This is a genomic window from Novosphingobium sp. (genome assembly GCF_027531025.1).
In the GTDB taxonomy this organism is placed as follows: Bacteria; Pseudomonadota; Alphaproteobacteria; order Sphingomonadales; family Sphingomonadaceae; genus Novosphingobium.
Window position 1 is genome coordinate 30,166 of sequence record NZ_JAPZQX010000003.1, and the last position, 15,758, is coordinate 45,923.

The 15,758-nt window shown below is 66.2% G+C and carries 21 protein-coding genes and 1 tRNA gene; 14 read left to right on the forward strand and 8 right to left on the reverse strand.

Translation table 11 applies throughout. The features are described from left to right. The first annotated feature begins 8 nt into the window (after positions 1 to 8). The 7 genes from O9281_RS03175 (at position 9) to O9281_RS03205 (ending at position 3,405) form a co-directional block, all read left to right on the forward strand. Complete coding sequence (locus O9281_RS03175; protein WP_298182657.1) at positions 9 to 281, forward strand: YnbE family lipoprotein; 273 nt, start codon at positions 9 to 11, stop codon at positions 279 to 281. A gap of 12 nt (positions 282 to 293) precedes the next feature. Beyond that, positions 294 to 704, forward strand: coding sequence for a YdbL family protein (locus tag O9281_RS03180; protein WP_298182658.1), 411 nt, complete (start codon positions 294 to 296; stop codon positions 702 to 704). Positions 705 to 862: 158 nt separating this feature from the next. Continuing rightward, positions 863 to 1,183: an AtpZ/AtpI family protein gene (locus O9281_RS03185; RefSeq protein ID WP_298182659.1), complete on the forward strand. Its 321-nt coding sequence runs from the start codon at positions 863 to 865 to the stop codon at positions 1,181 to 1,183. A gap of 65 nt (positions 1,184 to 1,248) precedes the next feature. After that, positions 1,249 to 2,034: a F0F1 ATP synthase subunit A gene (locus O9281_RS03190; protein ID WP_298182661.1), complete on the forward strand. Its 786-nt coding sequence runs from the start codon at positions 1,249 to 1,251 to the stop codon at positions 2,032 to 2,034. 42 nt (positions 2,035 to 2,076) lie between these two features. Next, positions 2,077 to 2,304 (forward strand): F0F1 ATP synthase subunit C, encoded by a 228-nt coding sequence (locus O9281_RS03195; RefSeq protein WP_054122335.1) that lies wholly within the window; start codon positions 2,077 to 2,079, stop codon positions 2,302 to 2,304. 77 nt (positions 2,305 to 2,381) lie between these two features. After that, a complete protein-coding gene (locus O9281_RS03200; protein WP_298182662.1) occupies positions 2,382 to 2,873 on the forward strand; it encodes an ATPase in 492 nt (163 codons plus the stop codon). Next, a complete protein-coding gene (locus O9281_RS03205; RefSeq protein WP_298182663.1) occupies positions 2,866 to 3,405 on the forward strand; it encodes a hypothetical protein in 540 nt (179 codons plus the stop codon). The genes O9281_RS03200 and O9281_RS03205 overlap by 8 nt, the downstream gene beginning before the upstream one ends. A gap of 61 nt (positions 3,406 to 3,466) precedes the next feature. Here the strand turns inward: O9281_RS03205 and O9281_RS03210 are convergent, their stop codons facing one another. From O9281_RS03210 to aroA, 7 genes are all read right to left on the reverse strand, one after another. Further along, positions 3,467 to 4,441: an NADPH:quinone oxidoreductase family protein gene (locus O9281_RS03210; RefSeq protein WP_298182664.1), complete on the reverse strand. Its 975-nt coding sequence runs from the start codon at positions 4,439 to 4,441 to the stop codon at positions 3,467 to 3,469. A 5-nt stretch (positions 4,442 to 4,446) separates the two neighbouring features. Then, on the reverse strand, positions 4,447 to 5,202 hold the full coding sequence (gene gloB / locus O9281_RS03215; RefSeq protein WP_298182666.1) for a hydroxyacylglutathione hydrolase: 756 nt from the start codon (positions 5,200 to 5,202) through the stop codon (positions 4,447 to 4,449). A 106-nt stretch (positions 5,203 to 5,308) separates the two neighbouring features. Next, on the reverse strand, positions 5,309 to 7,018 hold the full coding sequence (rpsA, locus tag O9281_RS03220; RefSeq protein ID WP_298182668.1) for a 30S ribosomal protein S1: 1,710 nt from the start codon (positions 7,016 to 7,018) through the stop codon (positions 5,309 to 5,311). Positions 7,019 to 7,270: 252 nt separating this feature from the next. Continuing rightward, positions 7,271 to 7,657, reverse strand: a complete 387-nt coding sequence (locus O9281_RS03225) for a c-type cytochrome (protein ID WP_298182670.1) — start codon at positions 7,655 to 7,657, stop codon at positions 7,271 to 7,273. A gap of 55 nt (positions 7,658 to 7,712) precedes the next feature. Then, positions 7,713 to 8,333, reverse strand: coding sequence for a d(CMP) kinase (locus O9281_RS03230; RefSeq protein ID WP_298182671.1), 621 nt, complete (start codon positions 8,331 to 8,333; stop codon positions 7,713 to 7,715). Between the two features lie 55 nt (positions 8,334 to 8,388). Beyond that, positions 8,389 to 9,051, reverse strand: coding sequence for a hypothetical protein (locus O9281_RS03235; RefSeq protein ID WP_298182673.1), 663 nt, complete (start codon positions 9,049 to 9,051; stop codon positions 8,389 to 8,391). A 93-nt stretch (positions 9,052 to 9,144) separates the two neighbouring features. After that, positions 9,145 to 10,482: a 3-phosphoshikimate 1-carboxyvinyltransferase gene (aroA, locus tag O9281_RS03240; RefSeq protein WP_298182674.1), complete on the reverse strand. Its 1,338-nt coding sequence runs from the start codon at positions 10,480 to 10,482 to the stop codon at positions 9,145 to 9,147. Between the two features lie 159 nt (positions 10,483 to 10,641). Between aroA and O9281_RS03245 the strand changes: the two genes are divergently transcribed. From O9281_RS03245 to rimM, 5 genes are all read left to right on the forward strand, one after another. Then, positions 10,642 to 10,959 (forward strand): TIGR02300 family protein, encoded by a 318-nt coding sequence (locus tag O9281_RS03245; protein WP_298182676.1) that lies wholly within the window; start codon positions 10,642 to 10,644, stop codon positions 10,957 to 10,959. Positions 10,960 to 11,080: 121 nt separating this feature from the next. After that, positions 11,081 to 11,156: transfer RNA gene (locus tag O9281_RS03250), tRNA-Ala, on the forward strand. 99 nt (positions 11,157 to 11,255) lie between these two features. Further along, positions 11,256 to 12,707: a signal recognition particle protein gene (gene ffh / locus O9281_RS03255; RefSeq protein WP_298182678.1), complete on the forward strand. Its 1,452-nt coding sequence runs from the start codon at positions 11,256 to 11,258 to the stop codon at positions 12,705 to 12,707. 33 nt (positions 12,708 to 12,740) lie between these two features. After that, on the forward strand, positions 12,741 to 13,232 hold the full coding sequence (rpsP, locus tag O9281_RS03260; protein ID WP_298182680.1) for a 30S ribosomal protein S16: 492 nt from the start codon (positions 12,741 to 12,743) through the stop codon (positions 13,230 to 13,232). A gap of 3 nt (positions 13,233 to 13,235) precedes the next feature. Further along, complete coding sequence (gene rimM, locus O9281_RS03265; RefSeq protein ID WP_298182681.1) at positions 13,236 to 13,727, forward strand: ribosome maturation factor RimM; 492 nt, start codon at positions 13,236 to 13,238, stop codon at positions 13,725 to 13,727. On the opposite strand, the gene O9281_RS03270 is transcribed toward rimM, so the two are convergent. Then, positions 13,702 to 14,565, reverse strand: coding sequence for a hypothetical protein (locus O9281_RS03270; RefSeq protein ID WP_298182682.1), 864 nt, complete (start codon positions 14,563 to 14,565; stop codon positions 13,702 to 13,704). The genes rimM and O9281_RS03270 overlap by 26 nt on opposite strands. Positions 14,566 to 14,646: 81 nt before the next feature. On the opposite strand from O9281_RS03270, the gene trmD reads away from it, so the two are divergent. Together trmD and rplS are read left to right on the forward strand one after the other, a co-directional pair. Next, entirely contained in the window at positions 14,647 to 15,384 is a 738-nt protein-coding gene (gene trmD / locus O9281_RS03275; protein WP_298182684.1) for a tRNA (guanosine(37)-N1)-methyltransferase TrmD, read from the forward strand. Positions 15,385 to 15,389: 5 nt separating this feature from the next. Beyond that, positions 15,390 to 15,758, forward strand: a complete 369-nt coding sequence (rplS, locus tag O9281_RS03280) for a 50S ribosomal protein L19 (protein ID WP_298182686.1) — start codon at positions 15,390 to 15,392, stop codon at positions 15,756 to 15,758.

A 15,758-nucleotide genomic window follows, 5' to 3' on the forward strand; every position in this document is an offset into this window, starting at 1 on the left:
CCCAGCAATTGACCAACCGCGCCCCGGCTGCAACAAGCCTGCCCATGCAGGGGAGTGCGCCAGGGAACCGGAGGTTGCGGCGGATCGGCAAGGGCCGAGCCGCCTTGATGAAAGGTGTGATGCTGATTGGCGGAACGATGATGCTGGCCGGATGCATTTCGATCAATGCGCCCGACAAGCCGATCGTCATCGAGCTGAACATCAACATCAAGCAGGAGGTTGTCTATCGTCTCGCGGCCGATGCCGGGAACACGATCGAGGACAATCCGGACATTTTCTGAAGGACCTGAACGATGACCCACTTCGCTACCCGCTTCGAACGCAGCAGCCTCGCCAACGTCGGCTGGGCTGCGCTCGCCGCGCTGGTGCTGGTCGCCCCGGCTTCGGCCCAGCAGCGCGATCCGGCCTATGCTGCCGCGCGCTCCAGCGGGGCCGTGGGGGAAAAGGTCGATGGCTATCTCGGCTTCCCGGTGTCGCCCAGCAGCGAAGTTCGCCGCCTGGCCGACGATATCAACATCAAGCGCCGCGATGTCTACGCCCAGCGGGCCGAGGCCAATGGTGTGACGATCGAGGAATATGCCTTCACCGCCGGGTGCGAGGCGATCAGCCGCACCGCGCCGGGGGAAAAGTACCAGGCGCCCGATGGCCGCTCGTGGCTCACCCGCGGGGCTGGCGCCCCCCAGCGCGATCCCCGCTGCCCCTGATCCGTCCGGACCGCCGCGTCCGCTGACATTCATCGCCGCCGGAGCCGTTCAAACCGCTTCCGGCGGCGGTTGACTCTGGACCGGCCCCAACCTAAGGGGGCGGCGCCCTCGGCGGGCAGCCGTTGCCCGTGTCCAAAGCTCCCCGAAAGGAGACTGGCATGAACGACGAGCCGCCTGCCCGAGACCCCATTGGTGACGATGCGCGGATTGACGCGCTCGAAGCGCGGCTCAAGGCCGCACGCGAGCGGGAAGAACAGCGCAGCAAGCCGGTGCTGGGGACGGAAGCCGATGCGAATTACCGCCTTGGCAACCGCGTCCTGGCCGAGCTCATCGGGGGAATCGGCGGTGGCGCGTTTATCGGCTGGGTCATTGACCAGTTTGCCGGAACCGCTCCCTGGGGCCTGTTGGCGGTGATGGCCCTCGGGATCGTCGTTGCCTTCAGAAACATCATCCGGATTTCGTCCCGGCCTCCTGAATAGTCATTCCCCACGGGAAGGCGTTTGGGGGCCGGTCGCACATGAATTGAGCAAGAAGGGTACCTGGCGTGGCCGAAGCGGCGAAAGTCGATCCGATGCACCAGTTCACGATCCAGCCGATGTTCGGGACCGAACACTGGCAGATCGCGGGCTATAACATCGCCTTCACCAACTCGTCGCTGTGGATGGCCATTGCTGCCGTCGCCCTGCTGGTCTTCGTCGCCGGCGGCATGAAGCGCGAACTGGTGCCCGGTCGCTGGCAGATGGCGGTCGAAGGCTTCACCGGCTTCATCGACAACCTGCTGGCCGCCAATATCGGCCCGGCCGGCAAGAAGTATGTGCCCTACATCTTCTCGCTGTTCATGTTCATCCTCTTCGCCAACCTCCTCGGCCTGGTGCCGCTGGGCCTGGTCGGCGCGCATCCCTTCACCTTCACCAGCCACTTCACCGCCACCGGCGTGCTGGCGGTGATGAGCTTCGCGATCGTGCTGATCGTCGGCTTCTGGAAGCACAAGCTGCACTTCTTCTCGCTGTTCGTGCCGCACGGCACGCCGCTGGTGATGATCCCGCTTATCTTCGCGATCGAGCTGGTGTCCTTCCTTGTCCGACCGTTCAGCCTTGGCCTGCGACTGTTCGTGGCCATGATGGCCGGGCACGTCCTGCTGGAAGTGCTGTCGGGCTTTGTCATCAACGGGATCAATGCCGGCCTCGGCATCGGCCCGGTGGTCTCGGTGCTCAGCTTCGTGCTGATGATCGCGATCTGTGCGCTGGAACTCCTGGTTGCCGGGATCCAGGCCTACGTCTTTGCGCTGTTGACTTCGCTGTATCTCAACGACGCTGAAAACCTGCACTAAGTACCCCATCAACCCGAATTTTCGACCAAAGGAGTTATCGACATGGAACCTGCAAGCGCCAAGCTGATCGGTGCTGGTCTCGCTGCCATCGGCGCCGGCATGGCCGCCATCGGCGTGGGCAACGTCTTCGGTTCGTTCCTGGAAAGCGCGCTGCGCAACCCGGGCGCGGCTGACGGCCAGCAGGGCCGCCTGTTCATCGGCTTCGCCGCCGCGGAACTTCTCGGCCTGCTCTCGTTCGTCGTCGCGATGATCCTGATCTTCGTCGCCTAAGACTTACGATTGACTGACTGACCGGCTGGTTCCTGCCCTTGCGGGCGGGGCCGGCCGGAAAAATTGCGGAAGCCCCGATGCCTCAAATCGCGCAACTTGCCGAAACCTGGTCCAGCCAGATCTTCTGGATGCTGGTGTTCTTCGGTTTCATCTTCTTCGTTATCGGCCGGGGCATGGTGCCCAAGGTCATGGCGACCGTTGAAGCGCGCGATCAGCAGATCGCCAAGGACCTGGCTGCTGCGGAAGCGGCGCGGGCTGCGGCCAATGCCGAGGAAGAGGCCTGGCGGGTCGAATCGAACCGCCAGCGGGCCGAAGCCCAGGCCGTGGTCGCCAAGGCCAAGGCCGAAGCGGCCAAGGCCAGCGAAACCCGCCTCGCCAAGGCGAACGCCAAGATCGAGGCCAAGCTGGCCGAGGCCGAGGCGAAGATTGCCGAAGCGCGCAGCGGCGCGCTGAAGGAAATCGAAAAGGTTGCCGCCGAAGCCGCCGGTGACATCGTGACCCGCGTCGCCGGTCTCTCGGTCGATGCCAAGGCCGCCAATGCCGCGGTGAAGGAAGCGCTCAATGGCTAACCTGATGCTGCTTGCCGCCGAAGCGGGTGAACACGGCGCCGCTCACGCCGCGCCAGAAGCGCTTGGCATGGGCCCGGTCACCTGGGTGGCCCTGGCCATGACCACGCTGCTGCTGATCGCGATCTGGAAGAAGGTCCCCGGCATGATCGCCGGTGGGCTCGATTCGCAGATCGCCGAAATCCGCAAGCAGCTGGATGAAGCCAAGGCGCTGCGCGCCGAAGCCGAAGCCCTGCGCCAGGAATATGCCGACAAGATCGCCGGGGCCGAAAAGGACGCGGCGGCCATGATCGAGCATGCCCAGCATGAAGCCGAAGCGATCGTCGCCAAGGCCGAAGCCGATACCAAGGCCCTGATCAAGCGCCGCGAGAAGATGGCGGAAGACAAGATCGCCGCCGCCGAACGCGGTGCCGTGGCCGAACTGCGCGCTAAGGCCGCCAATGCGGCGACCCAGGCCGCCCGCCAGCTGATCGCCGCCAACCACAACGCCAAGGCCGACAAGGGCCTGGTGGACGAGGCGATCTCCAGCATCTGATCCCGGTTTGCCGGAATGGAACTGCAAAGGGCGACCCAGGTGGTCGCCCTTTTCGTTTGGGTCAGGGCTCCAGCACGACCTTGCCCACGATCCCGCGTGCCGCCATGGCCACGTAGGCCTCGCGCCAGTTGGCCAGCGGCACCACGCGGTCGATATGGGGGTTGAGCCGGCCATCGGCGGCCAGGGTCGCCACGGCCTCGCGGATTGCCTTGCCGCGTTCGGGGAAGCGGCGGGCATATTCGCCGGCGCGCACGCCCACCACCGAGAAGCCCTTGATCAGCGGAATGTTGGTCGAGATGTCGGCGATCCGGCCCCCGGCGAAACCGATCACCAGCAGCTTGCCGCCAAAGGCCACGCAGCGCGTGCTTTCATCGAACACGTCGCCGCCGACGGGATCGTAGACCAGATCGCAGAGCGCGCCGTGGGTCAGTTCTGCTACCGCCTCGCGGAACCGGCCCTCGGCCAGGATCACGGCATCGGCATCGCTCGCCGCTTTCAGCCGCTCGATCTTGTCGGGCGATCCGGTGGTGGCGATCACGTGGGCGCCCAGCCGCTTGGCCAGTTCCACCGCCGCCAGGCCCACGCCGCCGCTGGCACCGTGGATCAGCACCCATTGCCCGGCCTTGAGGCCACCAATCTCGACCAGCGCGGTATAGGCCGTGCCATAGGCCGCCCCCAGCGCGGCGGCGGCGGGAAAGCCGATCCCGTGGGGCATGTGGCTCAGCGCGCGGGCCGGGACCACGGCATATTCGGCAAAGCCGCCGGTCTTGTTGCCGCCATAGACCGGATCGCCGAGGGCAAAGCCGCTGTCGGCATCGGCCTCCACCACTTCGCCGGCGAACTCCAGCCCGGCCACGAAGGGCAGCTCCGGCTTGAACTGGTATTCGCCCCGCGTCATCAGCAGGTCGGGGAAGTTGAGCGAGGCGGCGCGCACCCGCACCAGCACTTCGCCCGCGCCGCGCGGCGGGATCGGCAGATCGACCAGCGCGCAGCCGGACAGGTCGGGCGAGAGGGTCTGGACCTGGAGCGCCCGCATGGCTGTCAGAACGTGTCCTTGGCGGCGCGCAGCGCGGCGAAGGTCTCGGCCGGGGTGGCACCACCCCAGCGCGCCTGCAGGGCCGGATCGTCAGCGCGCAGGAAGGGATTGGTAGCCAGCTCGCGCGACAGCGGCGTCGGCACCGTGGGCCGCCCTTCGGCGCGGGCCTTGGCGATATGTTCGGCATAGTCGGCCAGGGCGGCATTGTCGGGATCGGCATGCAGCGCGAAACGGGCATTGGATGCCGTGTATTCGTGCGCGCAATAGAGCAGCGTTTCGGGAGGCAGGGCCTTGACCCGCTGCAGGCTGGCCCAGAACTGGTCCGGCTGGCCTTCGAACATCCGTCCGCAGCCCAGCGCGAAGACCGCATCGCCGACAAAGGCCACGCCCGCTTCGGGCAGGAAGAAGGCGACATGGCCATTGGTGTGCCCCGAAACGTCAATCACCTGCGCCGTGTAGCCGCCCAGCCTGACCGTATCGCCATGGGCCACCACCCGGTCCGGCACGGCGATCCGCTCAACCTCGGCCGGGGCGGTATCGGTGCAATGGGTCGCGTCCTTGATCGCGGCGTTACCGCCGGCATGATCGGGGTGCCAGTGCGTGTTCCAGATCTGGGTGATCTGCCATTCCCGGTGCCCCGCCTCGCGCAGGTAGGCTTCGGCATCGGGCGTATCGATGCACACGGTCTCGCCGCTTTCGGGATCGTGGACGAGGTAGCCGTAATTGTCGGACAGGCAGGGGAACTGGTGGATTTCAAGCATGGGGACTCTCCTGCCCGCACCTTAGCCGGTTCCTGCCAAAGCAAAAGCCCGCCCGGATCGCTCCGGACGGGCCTTTGTTGGTTAGCCTGAGGCTTGCGAAGGGGGCTTAGTCCTTCTTGGCCTTCAGGGCGGCGCCGAGGATGTCGCCCAGCGAAGCGCCGGCATCCGACGAACCGTACTGTTCCACGGCTTCCTTCTCTTCGGCCAGCTGGCGGGCCTTGACCGAGAAGTTCGGCTTCTTCGAACGATCGAAGCCGATGACCATGGCGTCCAGCTTCTGGCCGACCTGGAAGCGGTCGGGACGCTGTTCGTCGCGGTCCCGGCCCAGGTCCGAACGCTTGATGAAGCCGGTGGCCCCATCATCGCCAGCCTGCACTTCGAGGCCGCCGTCGCGCACTTCGAGCACGGTGACGGTGACGACTTCGTTCTTCTTGAGGCCCGACGAGGCAGCGGCAACGCCAGCGGCCGGAGCACCCTTTTCAAGCTGCTTCATGCCGAGCGAGATGCGCTCCTTCTCGACATCGACGTCAAGCACGACGGCCGAAACCTGCTCGCCCTTGCGATGCAGCGCCAGCGCGTCTTCGCCCGAGATGCCCCAGGCGATGTCCGACATGTGGACCATGCCGTCGACGTCGCCATCGAGGCCGATGAACAGGCCGAACTCGGTGGCGTTCTTGACTTCGCCTTCCACGGTCGAACCGACCGGGTGCTTTTCGGCGAAGGCTTCCCAGGGGTTCTGCTGGGCCTGCTTGAGGCCGAGCGAGATGCGGCGCTTGTCCGAATCGACTTCCAGCACCAGCACGTCGACTTCCTGCGAGGTCGAGACGATCTTGCCGGGGTGTACGTTCTTCTTGGTCCAGGACATTTCCGAAACGTGGACCAGGCCCTCGATCCCGGCTTCCAGCTCCACGAAGGCCCCGTATTCGGTGATGTTGGTGACGGTGCCGCGCAGCTTGGCGCCAACCGGGTACTTGGCGGCAACGCCTTCCCACGGATCGCTTTCCAGCTGCTTCATGCCCAGGCTGATGCGCTGGGTGTCCTGGTTGATGCGGATGATCTGGACCTTCACGGTGTCACCGATATTGATGACTTCGTTCGGGTGGTTGACCCGCTTGTAGCTCATGTCGGTGACGTGGAGCAGGCCGTCGATGCCGCCCAGGTCGACGAAGGCGCCATAGTCGGTGATGTTCTTCACAACGCCGTCGATGATCTGGCCTTCGGCGAGGTTCTGGATCAGGCCCGAACGCTGTTCGGCGCGGGTTTCTTCCAGCACGGCGCGGCGCGAGACGACGATGTTGCCGCGGCGGCGGTCCATCTTCAGGATCTGGAACGGCTGCGGCACGTCCATCAGCGGCTGCACGTCGCGGACCGGGCGGATATCGACCTGCGAGCCGGGCAGGAAGGCCACGGCGCCGTTCAGGTCGACGGTGAAGCCGCCCTTCACGCGGCCGAAGATCACGCCTTCAACGCGCTTGCCTTCGCCGAATTCGTCTTCGAGCTTGTCCCAGGCGGCTTCGCGGCGGGCGCGGTCGCGGCTGAGCATGGCTTCGCCATCGGCGTTTTCGACGCGGTCGACGAAGACTTCGACTTCGTCACCGACGCTCAGCCCGTGGGGCTGGCCGGGCATGGCGAATTCGCGCAGCGGCACGCGGCCTTCGCTCTTCAGGCCGACGTCGATGACAGCCTTGTCGCCTTCGATGGCAGTGATGGTGCCCTTGACCACGCGGCCTTCAAAGCCGCCGTCGGCGGCGCCGCCGAGCGATTCATCAAGGAGAGCCGCGAAATCGTCGCGGGTCGGGTTGGCAGTGGATGCCATGATAGAGTGTTCCTACACTGATGTTTCCGGCCAAGCGGTTGGATCCGCTGGTCTTTTCTCCGCCGCGGCACCATTGCCGCCCTCCCGGTGTGGGAGAGTTTTCAGCGGGCCAAAAGGGCCGAGCCGCCACGCTGGCCCCATGCCGAACGCAGCATCCCGCCGGGCCGAAACCCCTTGGGACCGGCGGCGCTTAGGCGCGCGATCCCGCAAAAGCAAGGTTTTTCGCCGGTTTTACCGCTGCCTTAGGGGCGATCAGATCGCGGGCTTGTGGCCCGGATACTTCATCGTGACGATATAGGCCGAAAGATCGCGCACCTGCTGGCGCTGGATCCGGAAATTCATCGCATCGGGATAGTTGTGCGCATCGCGCAGATAGCCGCGCAGGGTGGCGGCGGTCAGCCCTTCGCGGTTGGCGATATCGTCAAAGCTGGGCGCTTCGGGATTGGGCGAGGGGGCATTGGGCGTCACCGCATGACAGACGGCGCAGCGCGCCTGGGCCACGGCCAGCCCGCGCTTGGCGCTGACGGACAGCTTTGGCTCCTGAGGCCGCGAGGTCGCGGAGGAGACGGCGGCGGCCGAACCGGCGGCGAGCAGGGCAACTGCGATGAGGGCAAAGCGAGGCGTGGTGAAGCGGGGCATGGCGACAGGCTAACACCGCCACGCCGCCCCGCGCAATCGGCTTGCGACAGGTCGATCAGCCGCGATGTCGTTCGGCAATGGCGATGGCGGCGGCAATCGCCTCGTCGCGCCCCAGATCGCTGGTGTCGAGCAACACCGCGTCGGCCGCCGCCACCAGCGGAGCTTCGGCGCGGGTCCGGTCGCGCTCGTCGCGCGCCGCGAGATCGGCAGCGATATCCGCCAGAACCACGGCGCGGCCCTGGGCCTGCATTTCCCTGAAGCGCCGCTCGGCCCGGGCCGGGACCGAGGCGACAACGAACAGCTTCACTTCCGCCTCGGGCGCGATCACCGTGCCGATATCGCGCCCGTCGAGCACTGCGCCGCCCGGCTGCAGGGCAAAGGCGCGCTGCCGATCGAACAGCGCCTGACGCACCGCCGGATGGACCGAAACCCGGCTGGCCATGCCGCCGGTCGCCTCGCTGCGCAGTTCGGGATCGTCGAGCAGGCTGTCGGGGAAGGTGCAGGCGGCGAGGGCATCGGCGGGATCATCCGGATTGCCGCCGTTCAGCGCCACCTGCCGCCCGACCGCGCGATAAAGCAGCCCGGTATCAAGGTGCGGCAAGCCGAAATGGGCGGCCAGCGCCTTGGCAATCGTGCCCTTGCCCGAAGCGGTGGGTCCGTCGACAGCGATAATCATGCCTGCCGCTTATCGCCTCGCTATGGGCGTGGCCAACCCTATTTGTCGAGATGGGTCAGTTGATCTGGAACGCGTCGATCCGGGCTTCTTCCAACTGGCCGGTCTCAGCGCTGAACAGCAGCTTCAGCCAGCCGCCATTGCGAAAACTGCCCTGGCACGCCGTCCGGCCGCCTTCACCTGCGTCTGGTCCCCGAACGCACTTGATCGCAACCTCCGGCAGGAAGGCCCGCACCCGCTTCAGCACTTCGGGCGGCTGGCGGGCGGTGCCGATGTCGAGCGCGCCAATTGCGCGGCGATCGCCGGGCTCCAGTTTGATCGACTTGATCGCCAGCACCTTGCCGCCAAAGGTATGGGCAACGCCGTTGGCGTCGGCCCAGGAACATTCGATCATGTCATCGTCACAGATGTCGCCATTGACCAGCCGCCCGATGGCCTGCGGGCGGACGCTGGACGAGTTCAGCGCAAAGCGCGAGAAGCTGGCATCGGCGCGGCGGAACGGATCGGCCAGCCTGATCGGCGTGGCAATTGCGGTCTCGCTTGCTTCCGGCGCAGCTGGCGCGGTTCGGGTGTCGACGGTGACTGCAGGCTGTTCGGCCGGGGCCGGAGCGCCCGCCGCTTCGGTTTCAGTCGGCTTGGCCTCGGGCTGATAGACATTGCAGCCGGCCAGGCCGATGGTCAGGCCGCACAGGGCCAGTGCAAGCCGAGAGGTATATGCCAAGGAACGCGCTCCGCTGGTTGAGCGCCAGTCAGTGCTGCCCGCGCGGTCCGCCCGTCAATCACCCCTGCGATCCCGGTACTTCGCAGTGCCGAGTCAGACCAGCCCGTCAAGCAAGGCCTCGAAGGCCGGAAAGCTGGTGGCGATCGGGCGGGTATCGTCCACTTCCACCCCGGCGCGGCTGGCCAGCCCGGCCACGGCCATGCTCATGGCGATGCGGTGATCGAGGTGCGTGGCAATGGCGCCAGCAGTCCCGGGCAGGGGCTCGCCCCCGGTGCCCTCGATCACCAGCCCGTCCCCGGTCTCGCGCACCCGCGCGCCGGCGGCGGTCAGGGCCGTGGCCATGACGGTGATCCGGTCCGATTCCTTGACGCGAAGTTCCTCAAGACCCGATGTGACCGTGGTACCTTCCGCCAGGGCGGCGGCGACGAACAGGGCAGGAAACTCGTCGATCATGCTCGGCGCAATGGCCGGATCAACTTCAATGCCCTTCAGCGCGGAGTGGCGCACCACCAGGTCGGCCACCGGCTCGCCGCCAACCTCGCGGCGGTTCACTTCGTCGATGCTGCCGCCCATCTGGCGCAGCACTTCGATAATCCCCGCGCGGGTCGGGTTGAGGCCAACATTCTGGATCGTCACTTCGCTGCCCGGCACAATCAGCGCGGCGACGATGAAGAAGGCGGCGGAGCTTGGGTCACCCGGCACCTCGATCGTCTGGGGCTGCAGTTCGGCCTCGCCCACCAGGCGAATCACCCGGGTGCCATCGGCCTCCACCTCGACCGACAGGTCCGCGCCAAAGCCGCGCAGCATCCGCTCGGAGTGGTCGCGGGTCGGCACCGGTTCGATCACGGTGGTGATTCCCGGCGTGTTGAGCCCGGCCAGCAGCACCGCGCTCTTCACCTGGGCACTCGCCACCGGCAGGCGGTATTCGATCGGCACCGCGGGCAGGGCGCCGCGCACGGTCAGGGGCAGGCGGCCCCCTTCCGATGCCTCGAACGCCGCGCCCATCCGGCTCAGCGGTTCGATCACCCGGCCCATCGGCCGCTTGGACAGGCTGGCATCGCCCACGAAGGTCGCGGCAATCGGATGGCTGGCGACCAGACCCATCAGCAGGCGGGTGGACGTGCCGGAATTGCCCATGTCGAGCGGGGTTTCAGGCTGGAGCAGCGCGCCGACGCCGACGCCGTGGACCGACCATTCGCCATCGCCGACCCGCTGGACGCTGGCGCCCATGGCCCGCATCGCGGCCGCAGAGGACAGCACGTCTTCGCCTTCCAGCAGCCCGGTGACGCGGGTTTCACCCACGGCCAGCGCGCCCAGCATGATCGAGCGATGGCTGATCGACTTGTCCCCCGGCACGCGGATCGTGCCCTTCAGCGGCCCGGCGGGCAGGAAGCGGCGCGGCGTGGCGGATGACGGGTCGGCGTGGGACACTTCGCAGGCTTTCGGCAGGTCTGGGACAGCCGCGCTTTGACAGCGGGCGCTCCCTATGGCAAGGCGCGCGCCGCGCTGGAGCAGGCGTAGCTCCTCTCCAATACGTATGAAGAGTTTTCCGCCCTTCGCCGCAGCGAAGGGCAGCATCGAGGAATTGACATGGCCAAGGCTGAATGGGGCACGAAGCACGGCTGCCCGAAGTGCGGCACCCGCTTTTACGATCTGGGCAAGGATGACCCGGTGACCTGCATCGAATGCGGCTATGCCTGGCATCCCGAGCCGGTGCTGAAGTCGAAGCAGCCGATTCCCTATGAGGAAATCCAGAAGGAGAAGGTCGAGGTCGTCGAGGATGTCGATCTGGCCGATGCCGATCTGGACATCGACGAGGACGGCGATTCGCCCGACAACGACGTCGATCTGGGCGGCGACGATGACCTCGGCGTGGGCGTTGGCGACGACGACGGCGACGAGAATTAAGAGTCGTAAAAACGCTCTTGCCAAGTGCGGGAGCCGCCACTAGAGGGGCGGCCTCGCTCGCTGGTCGGGCGGGAAGGTGAGCCTCCCGGGGTTCACCGGATGATGGTACGATGTTGGTTACGGGGCCTTAGCTCAGCTGGGAGAGCGCCTGCATGGCATGCAGGAGGTCAGCGGTTCGATCCCGCTAGGCTCCACCAACATTCTGGCATCATTCCGAAGTTTGAGTATTTGAGCGGCAAGCTGGTCGGCGAGGTTTCGCCCACCGGCTTTTTTCGCGTTTCGAGGTGAACGAGCGAATGTTTGACACTCTTTCAGACCGGCTTGGCAGCGTCTTTGACAAGCTGCGCGGGCGCGGTGCGCTGAATGAGGCAGACGTGCGCGAGGCGATGCGCGAAGTGCGAATCGCCCTGCTCGAAGCCGACGTTGCCCTGCCGGTCGTCCGCCGCTTCATCGATTCGGTGACAGAGCAGGCCGTGGGCCAGTCGGTGCTGAAGTCGGTCACGCCGGGCCAGCAGGTCGTCAAGATCGTCAACGACGCCCTGGTCGAGATGCTGGGCGGCACCGATGTGCCAGGCCTGGACCTCGCCGCCACGCCGCCGGTCGTGATCATGATGGTCGGCCTGCAGGGTTCGGGCAAGACCACGACCACGGCCAAGCTGGCCAAGCTGCTCAAGGAAAAGCACGGCAAGAAGGCCATGATGGCCTCGCTCGACGTCAACCGTCCGGCCGCGCAGGACCAGCTGAAGGTACTGGGCGAGCAGGTCGACGTGCTGACCCTGCCGATCATTCCGGGGCAGCAGCCGGTCGATATCGCCACCCGCGCGCTGCAGGCGGCAAAGCTGCAGGCGATCGACGTGCTGCTGCTCGACACCGCGGGCCGGCTCCACGTCGATCAGCAGCTCATGGACGAGATGCAGGCGGTCGCCGCGATCTCGGCCCCCAAAGAAGTGCTGCTGGTCGTCGATTCGCTGACCGGTCAGGACGCGGTCAACGTTGCGCAGAGCTTCACCGCCCAGGTGCCGCTGACCGGCGTCGTGCTGACCCGGATGGACGGCGATGCCCGCGGCGGTGCGGCGCTTTCCATGCGCGCGGTCACCGGCAAGCCGATCAAGTTTGCCGGGACCGGTGAAAAGCTCGACGCGCTGGAAGTGTTCCAGCCGAGCCGCGTGGCTGGTCGCATCCTCGGCATGGGCGATGTCGTCTCGATCGTCGAGCGCGCCGCCGCCGCGATCGAGGAGGAAGAGGCCGAGCGGATGGCCGCGCGGATGGCCAAGGGTCAATTCGACATGAACGACCTGCGCAGCCAGCTGCGCCAGATGCAGAAGATGGGTGGCCTCGGCGCTCTGGCCGGCATGATGCCGGGCATGAAGAAGGCCAAGCAGGCGATGGAGAACAGCGGTATGGATGATCGCGTCCTGCTCCGCATGGATGCCATCATCGGCTCGATGACCCCCAAGGAACGCGCCCGGCCCGACCTGCTTAACGCCAAGCGCAAGATCCGCATTGCCAAGGGGGCGGGCATGCAGGTCCAGGACGTCAACAAGCTGCTCAAGATGCACCAGGAAATGGAGCGCGCGATGAAGCAGATCAAGAAGATGGGCGGCCTAGCGGGTCTGGGCAAGCTGTTCGGCAAGGGTGGCCTGGGGGCCGCCATGCCGGGGCTGGGCGGACCGGGCGCGGGCGGCGGCCTGCCGGGGCTGGGCGGGGGCGGTCTGCCCTCCAACCTCAACGATTTGCTGAAGAAATAACGTTTAATCTGATTTGTTCGAAAGGTAGTTCAAATGTCTGTTTCCCTTCGTCTTTCGCGTGGTGGCTCGAAGAAGCGCCCGTATTACAAGATCGTCGTTGCCAACAGCCGCGCCCCGCGTGACGGCAAGTTCCTCGAGCAGGTCGGCACCTACAACCCGCTGCTCGCCAAGGACGACGCCAACCGCGTGCGCCTGGTCGAAGACCGCGTGAAGTACTGGATCGGCGTTGGCGCCCAGCCGACCGACCGCGTTGCCCGCCTGCTCGACAAGGCCGGCATCAAGGAGCGCGCGCCGACCGTGAACCCGCAGAAGGCCGAACCCGGCAAGAAGGCCAAGGAGCGCGCCGAGGAAAAGGCCGAGAAGGCCCGCGAGGCTGAAGAAGCTGCCGCCGCCGCCGCGGCTGCCGCTGCTGCTCCGGCGGTTGAGGAAGTGGTTGAGGAAGCCGCTCCGGAAGCCCCGGCTGAAGAGGCTGCTGTTGAAGAAGCTCCGGCTGCCGAAGCCACCGAAGAACAGGCTGAAGGCTAAGCCTTGGTGCAGGACCGTCCAGTCACCCTTGCCGCCATCGTTGGTGCGCATGGTGTGACTGGTGAGGTACGCTTGAAGCTGTTTGGTGAAGGCGTGGAATCGCTCCGGCGGTTCCGCGCCTTCAACGCTTCGGGCCTGACCCTGGCCAAGCTGCGCGACGACGGCAAGGGCGGGGCCACCGCCCGCTTTGCCGAAGTGACCGACCGCACTGCCGCCGAAGCGCTGCGCGGGACCCTGCTCACCGTGCCGCGCTCGGCCCTGCCGCCCCTGGCCGAGGGTGAATACTATCATGCCGACCTGATCGGCCTGCCCGCCGTCTCGACCGAGGGCGAGGCGCTAGGCGAAGTGGTCGCGGTCGAAAACTTCGGCGCGGGCGACGTGATTGAGATCGTGCGCCCCACCGGCAAGCGCTTCATGGTGCCGATGCGGCCCGAAGCCGTGCCCGAATGGGATGATTCCCGGCTGCTGGTCAGCGCCCCTTACGCGGCGGATTGACCAGCTTTTCCAATTCTTTAGCGAACTGTTTCAATTCAAAGTTCTGCGGATCGTCGTGCGCATCGGGGATCCCGGCGTCGACCGTGTTGTGCTGCGCGGGGATCAGCCAGTTCCCGGCCCGCGCACTGGCATAGACGTAAAGCGCGGCCAGCATCCGGTACTGGTCTTTGGTAAAGCCGGGCTTCGGGCCATAGGTGCGGGCCCGCGTTGTCGCGCCCGGCATGAAGCGGCGCGGCTGGACCGTCTCGATGTGCACCATCCGGCCCCGGGCGCGCGGGCCGACAACGCGGCTCTCCAGCTTGGTTGCCCGCCACGCTTCCTGAAAATCGTGGCCAGCCCAGATCTGCCCCACCCGGTTCAGGAAGATGTGCGCCACCGGCGCCTTGGCGAAAGTGCCATCCATGTAGGGGGTGAAGTCGTTGACTTTCCAGTCCTGGTTCAGGCGCTTGGGGAACGGCTCATTGGCATAAAACGGCGTCGAGGTGTCGTGGATCACGAAGTAAAGCGCCGGCAGTCCCTCTTCGGTGCGGGAAATCGGCGCATCGGCCCACTGCGCAGCATAGGCGCGATAGGGTTCGGGAAAGGCGGCGATGGCCGCCGCCTTCTGCGCGGCGGTGGGCGCGCCTTCGCCTTCCATCAGGGTGCGGATCACCGGGGGCAGCGGCTGGGGCTTGCGCACGGCCAGCGGCTCGATCTTGCGTAGCAGGCAGGTGGCCTGTTCCACCCGGCTCCCAGCAAAGGTCAGCGTCTCGCGGCTGAACCGGCATTCGCCGATTTCCTCGGCAGCCGCGGGCGCAGCAATGGCAAGGAGCAGGGGCAGCAGGGAGAGGTGCTTCATGTCCCGCACTGTTCCCCGGTGCGTGGGGCGGTGCAAGAGTTCAATTGCACCGGGGCAGCCAATCTGGGAAAGGCCTGCCCCATGACCTTTGCCGCCACTGTCCTGACCCTTTACCCCGAGATGTTCCCGGGGCCGCTTGGCATCTCGCTGGCCGGGCGGGCGCGGGACGAGGGGAAGTGGTCGCTCGATACTGTCCAAATCCGCGATTTCGCGATCGACAAGCACAAGACCGTCGATGACACGCCGGCCGGCGGGGGTGCGGGGATGGTACTGCGGGTCGATGTGCTGGCTGCCGCGATTGACCATGCCCGCGCAGCCCATCCAGACTGCCCGGTGATTGCCATGACCCCGCGTGGGCGTCCGTTGACTCAGGCCCGCGTGCGCGCGCTGGCAGCGGGGCCTGGCGTCACGATCCTGTGCGGCCGATTCGAGGGATTCGACGAGCGGATCTTCGAGGGACGCCAGGTCGAGGAAGTCTCGATCGGCGACATCGTGCTGTCGGGCGGAGAGCCGGCGGCACTGATGCTGCTCGACGCTTGCATTCGGCTGCTTCCCGGCGTAATGGGCGCGCCTTCGAGTGGGTCCGAAGAATCGTTCGAGAACGGTTTGTTGGAATATCCTCACTATACCCGACCCCAGGAATGGGAAGGGCGCACGATCCCTGAAGTGCTGCGATCGGGGGATCATGCGAAGATCGCGGCTTGGCGCAAAGCCCAGTCCGAGGTCGATACACGGTCACGCAGGCCGGATCTTTGGGAGCGTCATGAGGGCGCTCGGGTCCAGTCTGCCTCTGGCGCGCGGCGTGAAAAGAAGGACTGAGGATCATGAACCTGATCCAGCAGATCGAGGCCGAGGAAATTGCCAAGGCCGCCAAGGATATTCCGGAGTTTCGCCCCGGTGACACCGTGCGCGTCGGCGTGAAGGTGATCGAAGGCGATCGTGCCCGCGTGCAGGCTTTCGAAGGCGTGTGCATCGCCCGGGCCAACAAGGGCATCGGCAGCAACTTCACCGTCCGCAAGATGAGCTTCGGCGAAGGCGTGGAGCGTGTGTTCCCGCTCTACTCGCCCAACATCGACAGCATTACCCTCGTCCGCAAGGGCGTGGTGCGTCGGGCCAAGCTCTATTACCTGCGTGGCCGCACCGGCAAGCGCGCTCGCATCGCCGAGCGCCGCGATGTGCGCAACGACGCCTGA